At 69.9% G+C, this 19,216-nt stretch carries 18 protein-coding genes and 1 pseudogene; 13 read left to right on the top strand and 6 right to left on the bottom strand.

Translation table 11 applies throughout. The features are described 5' to 3' along the window. The first annotated feature begins 1 nt into the window (after position 1). The 6 genes from sucD to DMC64_RS04910 all read left to right on the top strand — a co-directional run bounded on the left by sucD (position 2) and on the right by DMC64_RS04910 (position 6,858). Positions 2–889: a succinate--CoA ligase subunit alpha gene (sucD, locus tag DMC64_RS04885; protein ID WP_125732259.1), complete on the top strand. Its 888-nt coding sequence runs from the start codon at positions 2–4 to the stop codon at positions 887–889. Between the two features lie 310 nt (positions 890–1,199). Continuing rightward, positions 1,200–2,009: a DUF5336 domain-containing protein gene (locus tag DMC64_RS04890; protein ID WP_037332514.1), complete on the top strand. Its 810-nt coding sequence runs from the start codon at positions 1,200–1,202 to the stop codon at positions 2,007–2,009. 143 nt (positions 2,010–2,152) lie between these two features. Continuing rightward, positions 2,153–3,601 carry a DUF6350 family protein gene (locus tag DMC64_RS04895; protein ID WP_125732261.1) on the top strand — a complete coding sequence of 483 codons (1,449 nt, stop codon included), beginning with the start codon at positions 2,153–2,155 and terminating at the stop codon, positions 3,599–3,601. Positions 3,602–3,677: 76 nt separating this feature from the next. After that, complete coding sequence (purN, locus tag DMC64_RS04900) at positions 3,678–4,295, top strand: phosphoribosylglycinamide formyltransferase (protein WP_037332511.1); 618 nt, start codon at positions 3,678–3,680, stop codon at positions 4,293–4,295. Further along, positions 4,292–5,854 (top strand): bifunctional phosphoribosylaminoimidazolecarboxamide formyltransferase/IMP cyclohydrolase, encoded by a 1,563-nt coding sequence (purH, locus tag DMC64_RS04905; RefSeq protein WP_125732263.1) that lies wholly within the window; start codon positions 4,292–4,294, stop codon positions 5,852–5,854. Before purN ends, purH begins: the two co-directional genes overlap by 4 nt. 227 nt (positions 5,855–6,081) lie before the next feature. Continuing rightward, positions 6,082–6,858 (top strand): hypothetical protein, encoded by a 777-nt coding sequence (locus DMC64_RS04910; protein WP_125732265.1) that lies wholly within the window; start codon positions 6,082–6,084, stop codon positions 6,856–6,858. On the opposite strand, the gene DMC64_RS04915 is transcribed toward DMC64_RS04910, so the two are convergent. The 3 genes and pseudogenes from DMC64_RS04915 to DMC64_RS43190 form a co-directional block, all read right to left on the bottom strand. Further along, on the bottom strand, positions 6,855–7,559 hold the full coding sequence (locus DMC64_RS04915) for an SRPBCC domain-containing protein (RefSeq protein WP_125732267.1): 705 nt from the start codon (positions 7,557–7,559) through the stop codon (positions 6,855–6,857). The genes DMC64_RS04910 and DMC64_RS04915 overlap by 4 nt on opposite strands. Before the next feature lie 126 nt (positions 7,560–7,685). Beyond that, positions 7,686–8,393 (bottom strand): cold-shock protein, encoded by a 708-nt coding sequence (locus DMC64_RS43615; protein WP_370323667.1) that lies wholly within the window; start codon positions 8,391–8,393, stop codon positions 7,686–7,688. A 30-nt stretch (positions 8,394–8,423) separates the two neighbouring features. Next, positions 8,424–8,621 (bottom strand): annotated as a pseudogene (locus DMC64_RS43190) (cold-shock protein); the annotation flags it as partial. 222 nt (positions 8,622–8,843) lie between these two features. Here DMC64_RS43190 and DMC64_RS04925 point away from each other — a divergent pair. Genes DMC64_RS04925 through DMC64_RS04935 form a run of 3 tightly spaced genes read left to right on the top strand, consistent with a single transcriptional unit; the run spans position 8,844 to position 11,187 of the window. Next, positions 8,844–9,329 carry a pyridoxamine 5'-phosphate oxidase family protein gene (locus tag DMC64_RS04925; RefSeq protein WP_037332505.1) on the top strand — a complete coding sequence of 162 codons (486 nt, stop codon included), beginning with the start codon at positions 8,844–8,846 and terminating at the stop codon, positions 9,327–9,329. A gap of 12 nt (positions 9,330–9,341) precedes the next feature. Beyond that, positions 9,342–9,782, top strand: coding sequence for a VOC family protein (locus DMC64_RS04930; protein WP_125732271.1), 441 nt, complete (start codon positions 9,342–9,344; stop codon positions 9,780–9,782). 58 nt (positions 9,783–9,840) lie between these two features. Beyond that, entirely contained in the window at positions 9,841–11,187 is a 1,347-nt protein-coding gene (locus tag DMC64_RS04935; protein ID WP_125732273.1) for a hypothetical protein, read from the top strand. On the opposite strand, the gene DMC64_RS04940 is transcribed toward DMC64_RS04935, so the two are convergent. The 3 genes from DMC64_RS04940 to DMC64_RS04950 all read right to left on the bottom strand — a co-directional run bounded on the left by DMC64_RS04940 (position 11,157) and on the right by DMC64_RS04950 (position 13,191). Continuing rightward, positions 11,157–11,780 carry an HD domain-containing protein gene (locus tag DMC64_RS04940; RefSeq protein WP_125732274.1) on the bottom strand — a complete coding sequence of 208 codons (624 nt, stop codon included), beginning with the start codon at positions 11,778–11,780 and terminating at the stop codon, positions 11,157–11,159. The two genes, DMC64_RS04935 and DMC64_RS04940, sit on opposite strands and share 31 nt — an antisense overlap. Before the next feature lie 27 nt (positions 11,781–11,807). Beyond that, entirely contained in the window at positions 11,808–12,626 is an 819-nt protein-coding gene (locus DMC64_RS04945; protein WP_125732276.1) for a hypothetical protein, read from the bottom strand. A 67-nt stretch (positions 12,627–12,693) separates the two neighbouring features. Continuing rightward, positions 12,694–13,191, bottom strand: a complete 498-nt coding sequence (locus DMC64_RS04950; RefSeq protein ID WP_233629565.1) for a DUF4259 domain-containing protein — start codon at positions 13,189–13,191, stop codon at positions 12,694–12,696. 203 nt (positions 13,192–13,394) lie between these two features. On the opposite strand from DMC64_RS04950, the gene DMC64_RS04955 reads away from it, so the two are divergent. The 4 genes from DMC64_RS04955 to DMC64_RS04965 are packed head-to-tail and all read left to right on the top strand — an operon-like array spanning position 13,395 to position 19,188. Then, positions 13,395–14,069 carry a hypothetical protein gene (locus DMC64_RS04955; RefSeq protein WP_199754920.1) on the top strand — a complete coding sequence of 225 codons (675 nt, stop codon included), beginning with the start codon at positions 13,395–13,397 and terminating at the stop codon, positions 14,067–14,069. Further along, positions 14,066–15,676, top strand: coding sequence for a DNA polymerase Y family protein (locus tag DMC64_RS04960; RefSeq protein ID WP_233629567.1), 1,611 nt, complete (start codon positions 14,066–14,068; stop codon positions 15,674–15,676). The genes DMC64_RS04955 and DMC64_RS04960 overlap by 4 nt, the downstream gene beginning before the upstream one ends. 2 nt (positions 15,677–15,678) lie before the next feature. Beyond that, positions 15,679–15,831 carry a hypothetical protein gene (locus DMC64_RS42935; protein ID WP_199754879.1) on the top strand — a complete coding sequence of 51 codons (153 nt, stop codon included), beginning with the start codon at positions 15,679–15,681 and terminating at the stop codon, positions 15,829–15,831. 3 nt (positions 15,832–15,834) lie between these two features. Then, entirely contained in the window at positions 15,835–19,188 is a 3,354-nt protein-coding gene (locus tag DMC64_RS04965; RefSeq protein WP_125732278.1) for an error-prone DNA polymerase, read from the top strand. Positions 19,189–19,216 lie beyond the last annotated feature (28 nt).

Consider the following 19,216-nt stretch of genomic DNA (forward strand, 5'->3'; position numbering starts at 1 on the left):
GATGTCGATCTTCATCAACGAGAACAGCAAGGTCATCGTCCAGGGGCTCACCGGCTCCGAGGGCATGAAGCACGCGACCAAGATGCTGAAGTCCGGCACGAACATCGTGGGTGGCGTCAACGCCCGCAAGGCAGGCCAGACCGTCACCATCGAGGGCAAGGACCTCACCGTGTTCGGCACGGTCGAGGAGGCCATCAAGGAGACCGGCGCCGACGTTTCGGTCATCTTCGTGCCGCCGAAGTTCGCCAAGGACGCGGTCATCGAGGCGATCGACGCCGAGATCCCGCTCGCCGTGGTGATCACCGAGGGCATCCCGGTGCACGACTCCGCCTACTTCTGGGCGCACGCCGTCGCGACCGGCAACAAGACCCGCGTCATCGGGCCGAACTGCCCCGGCGTGATCAGCCCCGGCAAGTCGAACGCCGGCATCATCCCGGCCGACATCACCGGCGCGGGCCCGATCGGCCTCGTGTCGAAGTCGGGCACGCTGACCTACCAGATGATGTACGAGCTGCGTGACATCGGTTTCTCGACCGGTGTCGGCATCGGCGGCGACCCGGTCATCGGCACGACGCACATCGACGCCCTCGAGGCGTTCGAGGCCGACCCCGAGACCAAGGTCATCGTGATGATCGGCGAGATCGGCGGCGACGCCGAAGAGCGCGCCGCGGCCTACATCAAGGACAACGTGACGAAGCCGGTCGTCGGCTACGTCGCCGGCTTCACCGCGCCCGAGGGCAAGACCATGGGCCACGCCGGCGCCATCGTCTCCGGCTCCTCCGGCACGGCCGCCGCGAAGAAGGAGGCCCTCGAGGCCGCCGGCGTCAAGGTCGGGAAGACCCCGAGCGAGACCGCCGTCCTGGCGCGCGAGCTGTACAACAGCCTCTGATCCTTCGGAGACTGAGCTTCCCCCGGCGGGCCGGGCACCCTCACCGGTGCCCGGCCCGCCTCCTTTCACCTCGGATCACGTTTAGCCCGCGAAACGCACGTCCGCGGCCGACCTGCGTTTCGCGGGCTAATCGCGATCCGACGGTCGGGAAGGGGTTCCGCCGGGAACCTGATCGGGTGTACAGACGTCTCAGAGCCCGAGGCGTGGGGTGTCCGCGTGTGCGCTAGCGTTCGAGCATCACAGCCGCCTCGTTTGTCCCGGGAGTCCCGCGCGCCCCGGGGTGCCGGTCGAACGACAGGAGAGCATTCGGATGTCCTATCCCAGCGGTGGGCCCGGCTACCCCCAGCAGGGTGGCGGCCAGCAACACCCCAACCCCGCCTCGGGGGCCTTCCCTCAGCAGCAGGCGCCGTCACCGGCCGCCCCGCTGAACCTGGCGTTGCTGCTCGCGCTCGCCGTCACCGTCCTCGGCCTGGTGCAGTTCTTCATCGGTTTCTCCGACGAGGCCGACGCCGCCGGGCAGGTCTCGGTCTTCCTCCTGGTCAGCGGTCTGCTCGCGGCCCTGCACGCGCTGCCGCGCGGCCCGAAGACGCTGCCGTTCGCCGCGTTGTTCAGCGTCATCGGCGCTTTCGGCGCGCTGGACCTGGTCATCGGTTACGGAAGCGGTCGTGAGGACGTCTCGGTCCCTGGCATCCTCACCGTGGTGCTGATCCTCGGCATCCTGCAGATGCTGGTCGCGGTCGCCGCGCTGCTCTTCGAACACGACGTCATCAAGCTGCCCGCCGCGAAGCCGCAGCAGCAGGCGCCGCAGGCCCCGTACAGCCAGCAGTTCCCGCAGCAGGGCCCGCAGGGTCCGTTCGGCCAGCAGGGTCAGCAGGGCCCGGCCGCCACGCAGGTCCAGCCGTTCCCCGGCGCTGGCCAGCAGGGGCAGCAGCCGGGCGAGCAGTCCGGTCCGTTCTCGCAGCCGGGCGGGTTCCAGCCGCCGGTGACGCAGCCGCCGGGCCAGCAGGCCACGACGTACGCGCCGCAGCAGGGCCAGTTCTTCCAGCAGCCGCCGTCCTCGTCGTCGGAGCCCGGCCAGAACCCGGGCACGCCGCCCGGTGGTTTCGGCCAGCAGAGCTGACCTGCCGAACGCGAAAACACCCGCTGTGACTCTCCGTGTCACAGCGGGTGTTTTTCTTTCCCGGGGTACCCGACCGGGTGGGTTGGGCCACGTGCCCCGACCGGCGGCGGCGTGCCTCACCCGGACGGCCCAGTCCGGATGTCATGGTGCGGTTCATGAAGCTGCTCACCCGCGACGAACGCCCGCCGGGCGAAGAGCCGGTGAGTGACCTCGTCCCCGAGCTGGAGGTCTCCAGGGCGAAGCGGGTTCGTGTGTTGCTCGCCGCCGCCTGCGCGCCCCTGCTCTTCTCCTATACCGCCATCGCGGCGGTGCTCGCGGTGGTCTCGTTCGCCGCCGACCGGACCCGGTTCTCCGCCACCGGCGCCCTGCTCGCCGCCGGCCCCGGCTGGCTCGCCTCGTGGCAGGTGGAACTCGACCTCGGCGGACATCCGCTCGGCGTGCTGCCGCTGCTGCCGACGCTTGCCGTCGGCTGGCTCGTGGCGAGGGCGGCCGCGCGCGCCGCCCGCCGTGTCGGCGGCCGGACCCCCGCGGACGCCGTCCCGGTGGTGACGGTGATCGCCGGGGCGCACGCGCTGTTCGGCGTGCTGATCGCGCTGGCGGCCGGTGGATCGCCGATCGACGTGAACCCGCTGACCGCTTTCTGCGTGCCGGGACTCCTGGCCGGGCTCGCTGCCGTCGCCGGGGTCGCCAAGGTCTGCGGGCTTCCGGCCGTGGTCCGGGACCGGTTCGACCCGGTGGCCGTCCACGGCCTGCGGGCGGGCGCACTCGGCCTGGCCGCCCTCATCGCCTGCGGCGCCGTCGTCTTCACCGCGGCCACCGCGCTCTCGTGGTCCACTGTGGACAGTCTGTTCGAGCCGGGCTTCGGTGCGAGTTTCGGCCTGTTCGTGCTCTCCGTGGCCTACCTGCCGAACGCGGTCGTCGCCGCGCTGTCGTTCACCACCGGGCCCGGTTTCTCGGTCGGCTCGCTGACCGTCGGCATGTTCGGCTACCAGGAAGGACAGGTGCCCGGGGTGCCGGTGCTGGCGGGGATCCCGTCGCACCACGCCGTCTGGTGGCCCGCGTTGCTGCTCCTGCCCGCGTTGGTCGGTGCGCTGGTCGGCTGGCGGATCCGCGCGATCGACGAGGATCCGATGCTGCGGATGCGGGCGGTCGCCGTCGCGGGCGCGCTGGTCGCGTTCGGCTGCGTCATCCTCGGGACCGTCTCCGGCGGCAGGCTCGGCGACGGGCCGTTCGACCCGGTCAGCGTGCCGGTCGGCGTCGCGTCCGTGATCGCGTTCTGCTGGATCGTCGTCCCCGGCGGGTTCGTCGCGTTCTTCGCCGGAGCGCACGAGGCCCCCGAACCGCCGGGTGAACCCGACGTCGAAGAGATCACCGAAGTCGAAGAAGAAGCCGAACCGGCCGAGGAACCCGAAGCACTCGAAGACGAAGCACTCGACGAAGAGGCCGAAGCGGAACTCGCCGGGGAGCTGGGCGAGGACACCGACGAAGTCCCGGAGGAACCGGAGCCCGAAACCGAGCCCGAGCAGGACGACGCTGTGACCGAGTCCACCGACGGGTCCGGCGACGAAAGCGCCCCCGGCGACGACCGTTAGGGTTGTCGCGACCAGGTGAAGCGCCGTACGCCCGAGTGCGTACCGCCGTGGCAAGGAGCCCGTTCTGGCTAGTCGGTTGGACCTGCCCACTCCGGTGAAGCTCGTCGTCCTCGCGTCCGGTTCCGGCACGCTGCTGCAAGCCGTGCTCGACGCCGTCGAAAAGCCGAACTTCCCGGCGAAGGTGGTCGCCGTCGGGGCGGACCGCACCGGGGTCGCGGCGCTGACCAGGGCCGAACGCGCCGGCGTGCCGTCGTTCACCGTGCGGATGGCCGACCATCCGGATCGCGCGGCTTGGGACAAGGCGATCACCGAAGCCGTCGCCGCCTACCAGCCGGACCTGGTCGTCTCCGCGGGGTTCATGAAGATCCTCGGCGCCGAATTCCTCGCGCGGTTCCCCGGCCGCGTGATCAACACACATCCGGCCCTGCTGCCGTCGTTCCCCGGCGCGCACGCCGTGGCCGACGCGCTGGCGATGGCCGTCAAGGTCACCGGGTCGACGGTCCATTTCGTCGACGCCGGGGTCGACACCGGGCCGATCATCGCGCAGGAGCCGGTGATCGTGGAGCCCGACGACGACGAAAACGTCCTGCACGAGCGGATCAAGGCCGTGGAACGCAGGCTCCTGGTGGAAACGATCGAGAAACTTGGCCGGAGCGGGTGCTCGGTCGAGGGACGAAAGGTGAGGTTTTCGTGAGTACCGCACAGGGACAGCGTCCCGTCCGGCGTGCGCTGATCGGCGTCTCGGACAAGGCCGGCCTGCTCGAACTCGCCACCGGGCTGCACGCGGCGGGTGTCGAGATCGTGTCGACCGGCGGCACGGCGAAGGTCATCGCGAACGCCGGGGTGCCGGTGACGCCGGTCGAGGAGGTCACCGGGTTCCCCGAGTCCCTCGACGGCCGGGTCAAGACGCTGCACCCGCGCGTGCACGCCGGTCTGCTGGCCGACCGTGACCGTCCGGAGCACGTCGAGCAGCTCAAGCAGCTCGACATCGCGCCGTTCGACCTGCTCGTGGTCAACCTGTACCCGTTCACGCAGACCGTCGCCTCGGGCGCGAGCCTCCAGGACTGTGTCGAGAACATCGACATCGGCGGTCCGGCGATGGTGCGTGCCGCGGCGAAGAACCACAACAGCGTCGCCGTCGTGGTCGACCCGTCGCGCTACGAGTGGGTGCTGGAGCGCGTCGCGGCGGGCGGTTTCGAGCTGGCCGACCGCAAGCGGCTCGCCGCGCAGGCCTACGCGCACACGGCGGCGTACGACACCGCCGTCGCCGCGTGGTTCGCCAACGTCTACGCGCCCGCGGACGACTCCGGCTTCCCGGACTTCACCGGCGCTTCGTGGGAGCGCGGCGACGTGCTGCGCTACGGCGAGAACCCGCACCAGAAGGCCGCGCTGTACAAGCACTGGCGGCCCGGCCTCGCGCACGCGGAACAGCTGCACGGCAAGGCCATGTCGTACAACAACTACGTCGACACCGACGCCGCGCGCCGCGCCGCCTACGACTTCGATGCCCCGGCCGTCGCGATCATCAAGCACGCCAACCCGTGCGGGATCGCGGTCGGCGAGGACATCGCCGAGGCGCACCGGAAGGCGCACGCGTGCGACCCGGTTTCGGCGTACGGCGGGGTGATCGCGACCAACCGGCCGGTGAGCCGCGAGGCCGCCGAGCAGATCTCCGAGGTGTTCACCGAGGTCGTGCTGGCGCCGGACTTCGACGCCGAGGCGCTCGAGATCCTGCGGCGCAAGAAGAACGTGCGGCTGCTGAAGCTGCCCGCGATCACGTCGCCGGATCCGATCGAGTTCCGGCCGATCTCGGGCGGCATGCTGGTGCAGACCGTCGACACGATCGCCGCCGAGGGCGACGACCCGGCGAACTGGACCTTGGCGACCGGCGCGCCCGCCGACGAGCGGACGCTGGCCGACCTCGAGTTCGCGTGGCGTTCGCTGCGCGCGGTGAAGTCGAACGCGATCCTGCTGGCGAACGACGGCGCGACCGTCGGCGTCGGCATGGGCCAGGTCAACCGGGTCGACTCCTCGCGGCTCGCGGTCTCGCGGGCCGGGGATCGGGCGAAGGGCTCCGTCGCCGCTTCGGACGCCTTCTTCCCGTTCCCGGACGGGCTCGAGGTCCTGCTGGAGGCCGGCGTCCGCGCCGTGGTCCAGCCGGGCGGCTCGATCCGCGACGCCGAGGTCATCGCCGCCGCCGAGGCCGCCGGGGTCACCCTGTACCTCACCGGCACGCGGCACTTCGCCCACTGAGCCGACCTGCGTTTAGCGGGCTAAACGCGATCCGCGCGCGGACCTGCGTTTAGCCCCCTAATCGCGATCCGGGGGTGCCCGCGGGCGTTCCCGGTGCCCCGGGTCCGGGGGTTCGTGCCATGCTGGCCCCGGATCGCGTTTAGCCCGCGAAACGCAGGTCCGGGCGCATGTCGCCTTTAGCGGGCTAAACGCGACGCGGACGTACGTGAGTCGCCAGGGGAGGATCGGTGCACCAGCCGCCGCAGGGGTACGGCCAGGGGCCGGGTTACGGCCCGCCGCCTGGGCAGGGAGGTCAGCCGGGCTACGGACAGCAGCCGGGTTACGGCCCGCCCGCCGGTCCCGGATACGGTCCGCCGCCCGGCTATGGCCCGCCCGGCTACGGGCAGCCGCCCAAGAAGAAAAAGACCGGGCTGATCGTCGGCGTGATCGTGGGTGTCGTGGTCCTTCTCGGGCTGGGCATCCCCGGCGCCATCTTCGGGTCGGAGTACTACTCCTCGGTCGGCAAGGCGCCGGTCTCACAGCAGCCGCCCGCCGAGTGCGCCGTCTCCCCAGGGCTGTTGAACAAGACGTTCACCACCAGCTTCCAGGGCGTCCGCGACAACGAGATCAAAGCGGGCGAGATCGTCACCAAGCAGCAGGGCTGTTCCTGGCTGCCGCCGGAGAGCGACAACGTCCACGACCGCGCCCTCCAGGTCATGATTTACCGCCACGAGGGCCCGGACGCCGAGAAGCGCGCGGCCGAGTCGTCCACCGGATCGGCCGCGCCGTCCGAGCGCCAGCAGCAGGTGCAGGGCATCGGGGAGAAGGCGGTCCTCGTCTCTCTCGACACCGACAGCGCCTTCAGCGGCGCCGAACTGCGGGTCATCCAGGGCGTGTACGTCGTCCTCGTCACCTACAAGGGCTGGGACAAGGGGTTCTTCACGAACTCGCCGATCCCGCCCGCGGAGTCCGCTGAAGTGGCGAAATCCGTGGGCGCCGAACTCGTGAAGAACCTGCCCCGCTAGGCGTACAGGCCGTTCAGCCAGGCTGTCCACGCCTTCGCGGCCTTGTCCGCGTCGGCGTCTTCGGCGAACAGGTGGTGCCCGATGCCCACAGGCCAGCCCCAGACGTTCCGGCCGTAGAAGCGGTACAGCGCGTCTTCGGTCCGGACGCCGATGAAGGCCGGCGTCAGGTAGTCGACGACACCTTCGACGTCGGCGACTTCGAGATGCACCCGGTCGCCTACAGCTTTCGCGCCTAGAGCCGCCTTCACGGTCCCGAACGCCTCCGGAGCCTTCGACGCGTCGGGCGCATCGGCCTTGAAGTACTTCGCCTGACGCCGGTTGAAGTGCGTCAGGTACTCGCCCAGCGAGTGGTGATAGAACGCCGTGTGCTGCTCGCACGCGTCGTATTCGACGTCCCAGTCGTCGAGGACGGTGGTGTGCTCGTAGCGCAGGTACGTGCCTCCGTCTTTCGGTTCGAGGACGTATTCGAGCGTGTTGAACCAGCCGGTCTCGTCTTCCGCGTACGTGACGAAGCGCCGCGACGGCTTCCAGACGGTCACCATGCCGCCGTTGGGGGTGAGGCCGGACTCGGCGCCGCCGTCGCGGGGTTCGTACTGGATCGGCCAGAGCCAGCCGCCGCTGGCGGTGGTGATCGCGGCCCAGGTGTCGGCGGGAGTGGTGGGCATGAAGCCCTCGAAGCGGACCTCGGATTCCTTCGCCATGACTGTCCTCTCTCTTGTGCCTTCATGAGAGCGACGCCTGGCTAGGGGCGCTTTCGACAACCGGACCGCATTTAGCTCGCTACGACTACCGCCGGGAAGTGATCAGCCTTCGGTGGGGCTGCCTCTTCAGAGGCGTTCGACGCGGTCGGCCTGCGGGCCCCGGTCGCTCTGACGCACCGTGTACCGGACCCGGTCACCCTTCCGCAGCGGCTCCGACCCCATGATCACGGACGCGTGGGCGAAGAGATCGTCGCCGCCCGCGTCCGGGGTGATGAAGCCGAAGCCGCGGTCGTCGTCGTAGCGCGCGACGACGCCCTCGCCGCCTCGCACTGGCACGTCCCGCGCCGCCGCGGCAGGTGCCGACCGCCGCGGCGCCGTCTGGGGCTCGGCGCCCCGGACCAGGTGCACGTCGCGGGCCTGCGGGCCCTTGTCCCCGCTGGTCACCTCGTAGGCGACGCGGTCGCCCTCCGCGAGCCACGTCAGCCCCTCGGCCAGGGCCCGGGCGTGAACGAAGACGTCCCCGGCGCCGGAGTCGGGGTTGATGAAGCCGAAGCCCTTGTCCTCGTCGTACCAGGCCACCGTGCCGTCGGCACCGTCCGCGATACCAGCCGCAGCGGGTGAGCCGGCCCCTGGTCCCAGCGGGATCACGTGCCCGGCCTGCGGGCCGCGCTCGCCTTCGACGATCAGGAAGGCCACCCGCTGCCCCTCGGTGACCACGCCGCCGGTCACGATGGCGGAGCTGTGCACGAAGACGTCGGCGCCGCCGCCGTCCGGCGACGCGAAGCCGTACCCCTTGCCCGGCTCGTACCAGTTGACGGTGCCGAGCAGGCCCACGGCGCTGTCGGCGGCCGCATCGGCGGTGACGCGAACGCGCAGCGCCTGGGGCCCGCGGTCGTTCTCGCCGACCTCGAACACGACGGCCTGACCCTCGCGGAGCACTTTCGCGCCGCCGTCCCCGACGATCTCGGAGGCGTGCACGAACACGTCCGGCGAGCCGTCCTCGGGGGCGAGGAAGCCGAAACCCCGTTCGGCGTCGAACCAGCGGACGGTCCCTTGCGGCATAAAAGGCTCCAGGTCGAGAGGGCGGGCACTGGCCCCCAGTCTCTCTGACCGACCTCCGGTCCGTCGGGCCGGGCCCCGGACGGGCGGTGCGGAGCCAGGGCGGGCCGTTGGTTCGCCGAGTTTGAGATGGAGTGATGCGGGTCACATTTTCGCGATGTCGAAGTGCGGCGGACAGCGGCGTCCCCGGGGTGTCCGCGAAGACGGCGACCCGAGGAGAGAGACATGCAGCAGAGCACGATCGACGAGATCCTGAACCGCCCGTACGCCCAGGAACTCCTGGCCCGCGACATGGCCCGGCTGGCCTACACCGCGCTCGACGGCACGCCGCGGGCGATCCCGATCAGCATCCACTGGAACGGCACGGAGATCGTCATGTGCACTTCGACCAACGCGCCGAAGCTGGCGTCGCTGCGCCGCAACCCGGCCGTCGCGCTGACGATCGACACCGAATCGCACCCGCCGAAGATCCTGCTCCTGCGCGGCACCGTCGAGCTGGACTACGTCGACGGCATCCCCGACGAGTACATGCAGTGGAACGGCACCTACGAGATGACGCCGGAGCAGCGGGCCGAGTGGGAAGTGAACGTGAAATCGCTCTACGACAGCATGGTCCGCATCGTGATGACCCCGACCTGGGTCAAGCTCATCGACTTCGAGGAAACGCTGCCCACCGCCGTCGAAGAGCTCATCCGCCGCCAGAGCGCCTGAACGGAGGCGATCATGAAGCTGGAACACATCGGTGCCGTCGTCCACGATCTCGAAGCGGCCAAGGCGTTCTTCCTCGCGCTCGGTCTCGAATTGGAAGGCGAGGCGTCGCTCGAAGGCGACGCGGTCGATCGCATCACCGGGTTGAAAGGGGTCCGCACGGATATCGCCGTGCTGCGGCCGCCGGACGGCCACGGCGGAGTGGAGCTGATCAAGTACCACACGCCGGAAGGGCCGGAAGGTGATCCGCACGCGCCGATGAACACGCCCGGTATCAGTCACTTCGTGTTCTCGGTGGAGGACATCGACGCGACCCTCGAACGGTTGCGGCCGCACGGCGCCACGCTCGTCGGCGAGCTGGTGCGGTACGAGGACAGCTACCGGCTCTGCTACGTGCGCGGCCCGGCGGGGATCGTCGTCGAGCTGGCGGAAGCGCTCGTACGCCGGGAAGCGTAGGCGAGAAGCCGCGTCTCGACGGATTCCCGCGACGCCCCGCGCTGCCAGCATTTCCGCCATGACACTGACAGGAATCCTGGCCGCCGCGCTGATCGTCACCGGTGCGCCCGCCATCGGCACGGACGACGTCCACGTGCACACCGGAACGATCGAGGGTGCCCGGTACCGGGTCGAGGTGCCGTCGAACTGGAACGGCAAGTTGTTGCTGTACAACCACGGGATCTATCCGCCGGGCTACGTTCCCGAGGAGATCGAACTCGCCAACCGGGCGGAGGCGAAACCCGTCCTCCTCGGCGAGGGATACGCGTTGGCCGCGTCGCTCTACAGCAAGCCGAACGGCTTCTCGGCCCGTGAAGCCGTTCACGATCAGACGGCGCTGCTGTTCTGGTTCGACCGCAACGTCGGCCGCCCGGATCAGGTGCTCACCTGGGGAGCTTCCGGCGGCGGGCTCAACGCGGTCCTGCTGTCCGAGCGGCTCCCGCACCGGATCGACGGCGTGCTGGCGATGTGCGGTCCCGCCGCGGGCGGAGCCGCGTTGTTCGGCCAGGCGCTCGATCTGGGGTTCACGGTCCGGACTCTGCTGGCGCCCGAGCTGGAGATCGTCCGCATCACCGACCCGGGAGCGAATCTCGCGAAAGCCCATCAGGTGATCGCGAACGCGCTGGAATCACCCGATGGACGGGCGCGGCTCGCTCTCGCCAACGCGTTCGCCGACGTCCCCGGCTGGTCGACGGCGCATCATCCCCGTTCCACCGACGTCGCCGAGCAGATCCGTCAGCAGACGAAGTTCGTCCAAGCGGTCTACGACCAGCTGGCCTGGGGTGCGCATCGGGCCGATCTGGAGACGCAGGCCGGCGGGAATCCGACCGGGAACACCGGTGTGGATTACCGCGGCCTGCTCACCCGGTCCAGTGAACGCGGCCTCGTGGACCAGGCCTACCGAGACGCGGGCCTGGACCTCGACGCCGACTTGGCACGGCTCGCGACCGCGCCACGGGTCGAGGCCGACAAAGCCGCCGAACGATGGCTCGGCCGCGTCGGGACCCCGGCCGGGCGCGGTCGTCAGCCCGTCGTCACGCTGCATCCGATCGGCGACGGCGTCGCCCCCGAACACGAGCGGACCTACGGCGACCGCGTCGATCCCGGCCGGATCCGGCAGCTGTTCGTGAACCGCGGCGGGCACTGCCAGCACACCGCCGCGGAAGAACTGACGGCGTTGCGCGTGCTGCGGGACCGCGTCGAAACCGGTCGCTGGCCCTCGACGTCACCGGAACGCTTGAACGCCGAGGCGAACCGGTTCGGCCCGGAGTTCCGCTTCCTCTACGACTGGATGCACGGTGAGCCGGGTACTGCGGCACCCGCTTTCCGGCGGTATCACCCGGATCCGCTTCCCCGTGCCGTCTGAGACCGGTCGCCGACGGGATGGCAGGCTTGGAATGCCAGCCGACCGTCGGCGTCGGCCGCGATCCGGTCGAGGACGTCGTCCAGCCCCAAGAAGATCTCCCACGGCAGCTGTCCGGTCGCGACGGCGAGACGGTCGACGAGGGCCTGTTCGAGGTCGGTGACCCGCTTCGCTTTCCACACCTTGTCCGCGACGCTCACGAGGAGATCTTCGACACCGACGTCCGCCCTCCAAGCGGCGTGTGTCCGCGCGAAACGCGCGCGGTTCTCGGCGATCCCCCGGGAGACAAGGAGTTCGTAACCGGCCTGCTCGTGAGCGGAGCCGGGTCCGGACAACTCTTCACGGTGGATCGTCTTGCCGATGTCGTGGACGGCCGCGCCGAAGAGGGTCGCTTCGCGGTCGAAGACCACTTCCGGGTGTTGCTTCTCCAACCAGTCGGCCAGTGCACACGTCACGTCGTGAACCGCGCGCAGATGCGCGGCCAGCCGCGGGGGCGCGGCCAGCTCTTCCAGCAGTCCGCTCACCTCGTCCGGCAACGGGCGAAGCGGTGGCTCACCGGGATCGGTCAGGGCGCGGCGCAAGGCTGGCGAGGGCATGGCGTCCAGAATGACAGAAACCGCCGTTCATTCCCCCTGGTAGCGCAGGCCGGTGCGCTTCAGGACGACCCAGCGCTCACCGGGCCGGTCCGCCACGACCGGATACCACCGCGGCGCGACCGCGTCGGTCAGCTCGCCACCCCGTTCGATGAGGGAGCTCACCTCGGGTTCACCCACCACGATGAGCGCGGACCAGTCGACGTGCGCCAGCAGGTTGTCCTCGGTGACGCCGAACCGTTCCTCCAGAACCGTGACCAGGTCGTGCCCGCTGTCCGGTCCGGACCGGACTTCGCTGACGTCAGGAACTTCTTCGACGGCGACGGGTTCGTCGTAGTCCTCGTAGTCTTCATCCTCTTCTTCGTCTTCGCGTTCTTCGGACCAGACGTGGTGATCGAGCCGCGAGATGCTGTTGCTCAGGTCGAAGGCCTGTTCGTCGGTCATGACCAGCGTCACGGTGTGCCCTTCGGTCAACGTGAACGTCAGTTCGGCCTCCGGGTGGCCGCTGGTGCCGGGCTCCGCCTCGACCATGCCCGCCACGGTCCCGGCCAGCGCCGTGGGCGCCGGGCTCGTGTGCCAGTCCAGCGACGGCAGGTTCGCGGCCATCTCCAGCACGCACGTCGCGGCGGTCCAGAACGCGTCCTTGTCCCGGAAGTCCTTGCGGCTGCTGGTCAGTGTCCGGCCGCCGCCCAGCGGCTCGGTGCGGGCGTCCACCCGGCCCCGCCCGGTTCCGTTCTCCCACATCGCGGTGACCGTGACCCGGTTGGCCAGGCGTTTGCGGTAGTTCTCGATATGGCCTTCCCTGGCGAGTTCCCAGCCGTTCACCGTCTCGGGCCAAGCGTCGTCCACTGCGGTTTTCCTTTCCTGACGGGAAGACCCCCGGTCTCGGACGTGACAGGTCCGGTGATCGTTCCGGCTAGGGCGACGGATCGCGACAGCTGTCACCGCCGGCAGGGCTGATGGTGTGACGTAGCTTTTCGATCTGATCTGACCAGAGTTGCCGGGTGTCGGTGTCGTGCCACAGCTCTGTGATTTCCGAGCCGTCGGCGAGCACTCGGTCGAGTGCTCGCGTGGCGAGCGCTTGCAGGTCGGCCGGCAGCGGAGGCACGGCTTGCTTGGGTCCGTAGTGTGGGTCGACCGGCTCGCCGGCAGGACACTGAGCGGCGACCAGTGCGGCGGCGGCGACGGCGATTTCCGCGACCGCCGCAGTGAGATACCCGGTTTCCTTCGCGGCCTTGGCAAGCGCGTGCCGGATGACCTCTGGGCGTTGGGCTTCAGCTACGTCATCCAGGTCGCCTGCGAAGTCGGCGGCGGTGTCATTGTCGAACGGTCCGGTGCCCCATGCGCCCATTGTCCGGCTTTCCACTCGTGATGGTCGGTGAACAGTAATGGGACAACGGAAGCGCTCGGCCACACCGCTTGGGTGGCAGGTGACGGACTCCGGTGATCGTTCCGGCTCGCTTGACAACCGCTGCGCCACCCGGTCTACTGGAGGTATCGAACAAGCGTTCGAAGTGCCGCCTTCCCCGTGGCACGCCGGTGCCGTCCACAAAGGACGGTCTAGGTGTCGTGGGGAGGCGAGGTCCGGTGACAGCGGAGGTGGTCGAGGCGCGGGCCTTGCCGTTGGCGAGGCTGGCGGCCTTGCCAGGAGTGAGCACGGCCAGTGGCGTGGCTTCCGTGGCCGAACACGCGAGGACGACGGGAAGGGTGCTCCCGGTGTCCCCGGCGTTGTCCGGTCTGCTGCCCGCCGCGGGGCTCCGGCGCGGGAGCACCGTTTCGGTGCTGGGGTCCACGTCACTGATGCTCACCCTGCTGGCCGCCGCGACCGCCGGCGGTGCGTGGGCGGTCGCGGTCGGCCTGCCCGCGCTCGGGGTGGTCGCCGCCGCGGAACTCGGGGTCGAGGTGGGCAGGCTGGCGCTGGTCCCCCGTCCCGGTGCCGAGTTCCCGGCGGTGACCGCGGCCTTGCTGGACGGTTTCGATCTCGTGGTCGTCGGTCCGGGGCTCGCCCGGCCCGACGTGGCGAGAAGGCTGTCCGCCCGCGCGCGCAACCGCGGTTCGGTGCTGCTTTCGCTGGGTTCCTGGCCCGGCGCGGAGGTCGAGCTGAGCTGTCGTCGTTCGCGCTGGACGGGTTTCACCGGCGGCGGCGCGGGTTATCTGCGCGCCCGTGAGGTGGAAGTGCGGGCAGGCGGCCGGGGTGCGGCCGCCCGGCCGATGTCGGCCTTGCTGCGCTTTCCCGGCGAGGGCGAGGTCGAGCGGGCCGAGTTCCCCACGACCGCATGGGGGACGGCATGAACCCGCCGGTGCGCATGCTCGTCCTGTGGTGCCCGGACTGGCCCGCGGTCGCCGCCGCGGCCGTCGCGGGCGAACCCGTCGGCCGCCCGGCCGCGGTCTTCTCGGCGAACCGCGTGGTCGCCTGCACCGCGGTGGCCAGGGGCTACGGCGTCCGCCGCGGGATGCGGCGGCGCGAGGCCCAGTCCTGCTGTCCGGAGCTGGCGGTCTTCGGGGAGGACGAAGGTCGCGACGCCCGGCTCTTCGAATCCGTCGCACGGGCGGTGGAAGAGCTGGCCGTCGGGGTCGAGGTGGTGCGCCCGGGGATCGTCGCCGTCCCGGTCGACGGCGCGGCCGGTTACTTCGGCGGTGAGCACGGCCTCCTCGAAAGACTGGTGGACGAGGTGTCGGTGGCGGCGGGCGTGGAGAGTCAGGTCGGCGTGGCCGACGGCCTGTTCGCCGCGACGCTCGCCGCCCGCCGGTCGACGCTGGTCGAACCCGGTGGGACGGCGGAATTCCTGGCCCCGCTGCCCATCCGCGAACTCGATCAGCCCGAGGCCGGCCGCGCCGAGCTGGTCACCTTGCTCAAGCAGCTCGGCCTGCAGACGCTGGGCGCTTTCGCGGCGCTCGGTGAAAGTGACGTCTCCGCGCGGTTCGGAATGGAGGGGGTGCTCGCGCATCGGCTGGCACGAGGACGGTCCGAACGTCCGCCGTCGCGCCGCCGTCCGCCACCGGAGCTCTCGCTCGCGAAGGCGTTCGACCCGCCGATCGACCGGGTCGACGCCGCCGCGTTCGTGGCGAAAGGGCTCGGCGAACGCTTCCATGCCGGGCTCGCCGCGTACGGGCTGGCTTGCACCCGGCTCGGCATCTACGCCACCACCGAGACCGGCGAACAGCTCGGCCGGGTGTGGCGTTGCGCCGAACCGCTGACGCCGCTCGGCGTCGCGGACAGGGTGCGCTGGCAGTTCGAAGGCTGGCTGAAAGCCAAGGATCGTCCCCATTCCGGGGTCGTCCGGCTTCGGCTGGAACCGGAGGAGACGGTCGAAGGCCGGTCGCTGCAGCTCGGGTTGTGGCAGGCGGGTGCGGCGGGTGTCCTGCGGCCGTCCATCGAGGACGAGGACCTGTCCGGCGAGCGCGCCGGTCGTGCCCTGGTGCGGGTGCAGGGATTGCTCGGCCCGGAGAGCGTCTTCACCGCGGTGCTCGACGGCGGCCACGGCCCCGCCGAGCGGGTCCGGCTGGTGCCGTGGGGCGACAGGCGGGAGAAGACGGCGCAAGCGGACGCGAACTGGGCCGGAAGGCTTCCGTCGCCCTCCCCGGCGACGGTGTTCGCCCGGCCGGTGCCCGCCCAGGTGCTGGACGAGAACGGGCGCGTCGTGGAGATCACCGCGCGGCGCCGGGTCACCGCCGCGCCGTACCTCGTGAGCTTCGAGGGCGGTGAGCCGCGCGAGGTCCTCGCTTGGGCGGGGCCGTGGTTCGTCGGTGTCCGGGCCGGCGCGGGACACGCCCGGTCGGGGACGCGGATGCGGTTGCAGGTGTTGCTGGCCGACGGGCAGGACGCCGAGGAAGCGGTGCTGCTCCGCTTCGAGCACCACAAGAATCCGATGTGGACACTGGAAGGGAAGTACGACTGAACATGGACGAGGAGTACACGCGGCTGGTGCGGCGATGGCTGGAGGAGCCGGCCATCCCGGTGCAACGTGCCGAGCTGGATTCGGCCTGGGCGGCGTGCGTCCCGCGCGCGGAAGTGTTCGTCCCCGCGCCGAGACGCTCGACCGAGAACCGGTGACCGATGGGCTGGAACAATCCTCCGCGGCCATGGAAGGACCTCGCCCGCGAGCTCGCGGGTGAGGTACCGCCCGGCGACGGCGGTGACAGCCCCGCGTGGAGTGCGAAGCGGCAGGGATACCAGCGGCCCGCGGATCTGACCGGGCTGATCGGTGACGACGACGGCGCCACCGCGCGCCGGGTGCCGTACGCCGAACTGCACTGCCATTCGAACTTCAGCTTCCTCGACGGCGCGAGCCATCCCGAGGAACTGGTGGAGGAAGCCGCGCGGCTGGGCCTGGACGCGATCGCGCTCACCGATCACGACGGCATGTACGGCGTGGTGCGCTTCGCCGAAGCGGCGAGGGAACTGGGCGTGCACACCGTTTTCGGCACGGAGCTCAGTTTCGGGCTGTCCGGCCCGCAGAACGGGTTCGCCGATCCCGAGGGCGAGCATCTGCTCCTGCTGGCCAAGCAGAAGGACGGCTATCTGAGCCTGAACCGGGCGATCACCGCCGGCCAGCTGCACGGCTTCGACCGGCGGTCGTTGTCCCCCAAGGAAAGGGCGGAGAAGGGCAGGCCGGTCTACGACCTGCGCGCGGTCGCCGAAGAGGTGCGCGGGAAGTGCGTCGTGCTCACCGGCTGCCGCAAGGGCGCGGTGCGCAAGGCGCTCGTCACCGAAGGCCCTGCCGCGGCCGTGGTGCGGTTGAAGGAACTCATCGACTGCTTCGGCCGGGAAAACGTCTATGTCGAACTCATCGACCACAGTCTTCCCTTGGACAGCACGCACAACGACCTGCTGAGCGAGATGGCCGACGAGTTCGGCCTGCCGACGGTGGCGACCACGGCCGCGCACTACGCCCGGCCGGAGCGGGCACCGCTCGCCGACGCGCTCAGTGCCATTCGCGCCCGGCGGGGCCTGGAGGACATGGAGGGCTGGCTGCCCGCCGCCGGGACGGCGTTCCTGCGGTCGGGGGAGGAGATGGCCGAGATCTTCGCGCGGTATCCGGGCGCGGTGCAGCGGGCGGCGCTGCTCGGCCGGGAGTGCGCGTTCGAACTCCACCACATCGAACCGAAGCTGCCGCCGTTCGAGGTGCCGGAGGGACACACCGAAGCGTCCTACCTCAGGGAGCTCACCTACGAGGGCGCGAAGGAGCACGAGAAGAACAAAGACGCCGAGTACCGCGAGAAGGCCCGGAAGCTGATCGACCACGAACTGGACATCATCGAAGAACTGGGTTTCCCCGGCTACTTCCTGATCGTCTGGGACATCGTGCGGTTCTGCCGGAAGAACGACATCCTCTGCCAGGGCCGGGGTTCGGCCGCGAACTCGGCGGTCTGTTACGCGCTCGGCATCACCAAGGTCGACGCCGTGCGCTATGGCCTGCTCTTCGAACGGTTCCTCGCCCCGGAACGCGACGGCTACCCGGACATCGACCTCGACATCGAATCCGATCGCCGCGAGGAGGCGATCCAGTACGTCTACCGGAAGTACGGGCGGCTGAACACCGCGCAGGTGGCGAACGTGATCACCTACCGGGCGCGATCCGCGGTCCGCGACGCGGCGCGGGCACTGGGGTACTCGCCCGGCCAGCAGGACGCGTGGAGCAAGCAGATCGACCGCTGGGGTGCGTTGCGGGCCACGGAGAAGGACCACGATCACGACATCCCGGAGGAGGTCGTGGAGCTGGCCTGCGCGCTCGAAGACTTCCCCCGGCATCTGGGCATCCATTCCGGCGGCATGGTGATCTGCGAACAGCCGGTGAGCGAGGTGGTCCCGATCGAATGGGCCCGTATGGAGAATCGCAGTGTCGTGCAGTGGGAGAAGGACGACTGCGCCGCCGCCGGACTGGTCAAATTCGACCTGCTCGGGCTCGGAATGTTGTCGGCCCTGCACTATATGATCGATCTGGTTCGTGACCACAAAGGGGAAGAGGTCGACATCTCCGAATTGGATCTCAAGGATCAGAACATCTACGAAATGCTCTGCCGTGCCGACGCGATCGGCGTCTTCCAGGTGGAGAGCCGCGCGCAGCTGGCCACACTGCCCCGCTTGCGCCCCAAGAAGTTCTACGATCTGGCGGTCGAGGTCGCGCTCATCCGGCCCGGCCCGATCCAGGGTGGTTCGGTGCATCCCTACATCCGGCGGAAGAACGGCCAGGAGAAATGGGATTTCGACCATCCGAAACTGGCCAACGCGCTGGGGAAGACGCTCGGCGTCCCGTTGTTCCAGGAACAGATGATGCAGATCGTCCTCGATATCGCCGATTTCACCCCGGCGGAGGCGGATCAGCTGCGCCACGCCATGGGTGCCAAACGTTCCGAACACCGGATGGAAAGGCTCAAACGGCGTTTCCTCGAAGGTGCCGCGCGGAACGACGTCGACGGGGAGCTGGCGGAGAAGATCTTCGGCAAGCTCAAGGCTTTCGCGAATTTCGGCTTCCCGGAGAGCCATGCGTTGAGTTTCGCCCTGCTGGTGTTCGCGAGTTCGTACTTCAAGTACTACCACCCGGACGCGTTCCTGGCGGGTTTGCTGCGCGCACAACCGATGGGGTTCTACTCGCCGCAGTCGCTGGTCGCCGACGCGCGGCGGCACGGAGTGCGCGTGCTCGGCCCGGACATCAACGCGAGCCTCCCGCACGCGACGCTGGAACCCTTGCCGGACGGGGGAGAACTGCTCGCCGTGCGCGGCGGCCTGTCCACCGTGCGGATGATCGGCGAGAACCTGGCGCGGAAGATCGTCGAGGAGCGGGAACGGGACGGCCCGTTCGCGGATTTGGCGGAGGTCGCCCGGCGGGTGCGGCTGACCAAACCGCAGGTCGAGGCGCTGGCCGCGGCCGGAGCGTTCGGTTGTTTCGGCGAGAGCAGGCGGAGCGCGCTCTGGGCGGCGGGCGCGGTCGCCGACGAAAGCCTGGAGAAGCTGCCGGGGCTGATCACCGGGGCCAAAGCGCCGATGTTGCCGGGCATGGACGAAATCGACATCGCGGCCGCGGACGTCTGGGCCACCGGGGTGTCACCGGACAGCTTCCCGACCCAGTTCATCCGGGAACACCTCGACGAACTCGGCGTCGTCACCGCGGCGGGCCTGCGCGAGATCCCGCACGGCGCCCAGGTGCTGACCGGGGGCGCCGTGACCCATCGCCAGCGGCCGGCGACCGCGGGCGGTGTCACCTTCATGAACCTCGAAGACGAAACGGGGATGATCAACGTCATCTGCACGATGGGTGTGTGGCAGCGCTATCACCGGGTCGCCCGCGGCAGTCCCGCGCTGCTGGTCCGAGGCGTGGTCGAGCGCACCGGTGAGGTGGTGAACGTCCTCGCCGAACAGATCCGGCATCTGCCGTTGCGGATCACCGCCAAGTCCCGTGACTTCCGCTGAACCCTCTTGACGATCACTCGGGGGGTGT

Source organism: Amycolatopsis sp. WAC 04197 (assembly GCF_003947475.1).
GTDB classification, from domain to species: domain Bacteria; phylum Actinomycetota; class Actinomycetes; order Mycobacteriales; family Pseudonocardiaceae; genus Amycolatopsis; species Amycolatopsis japonica.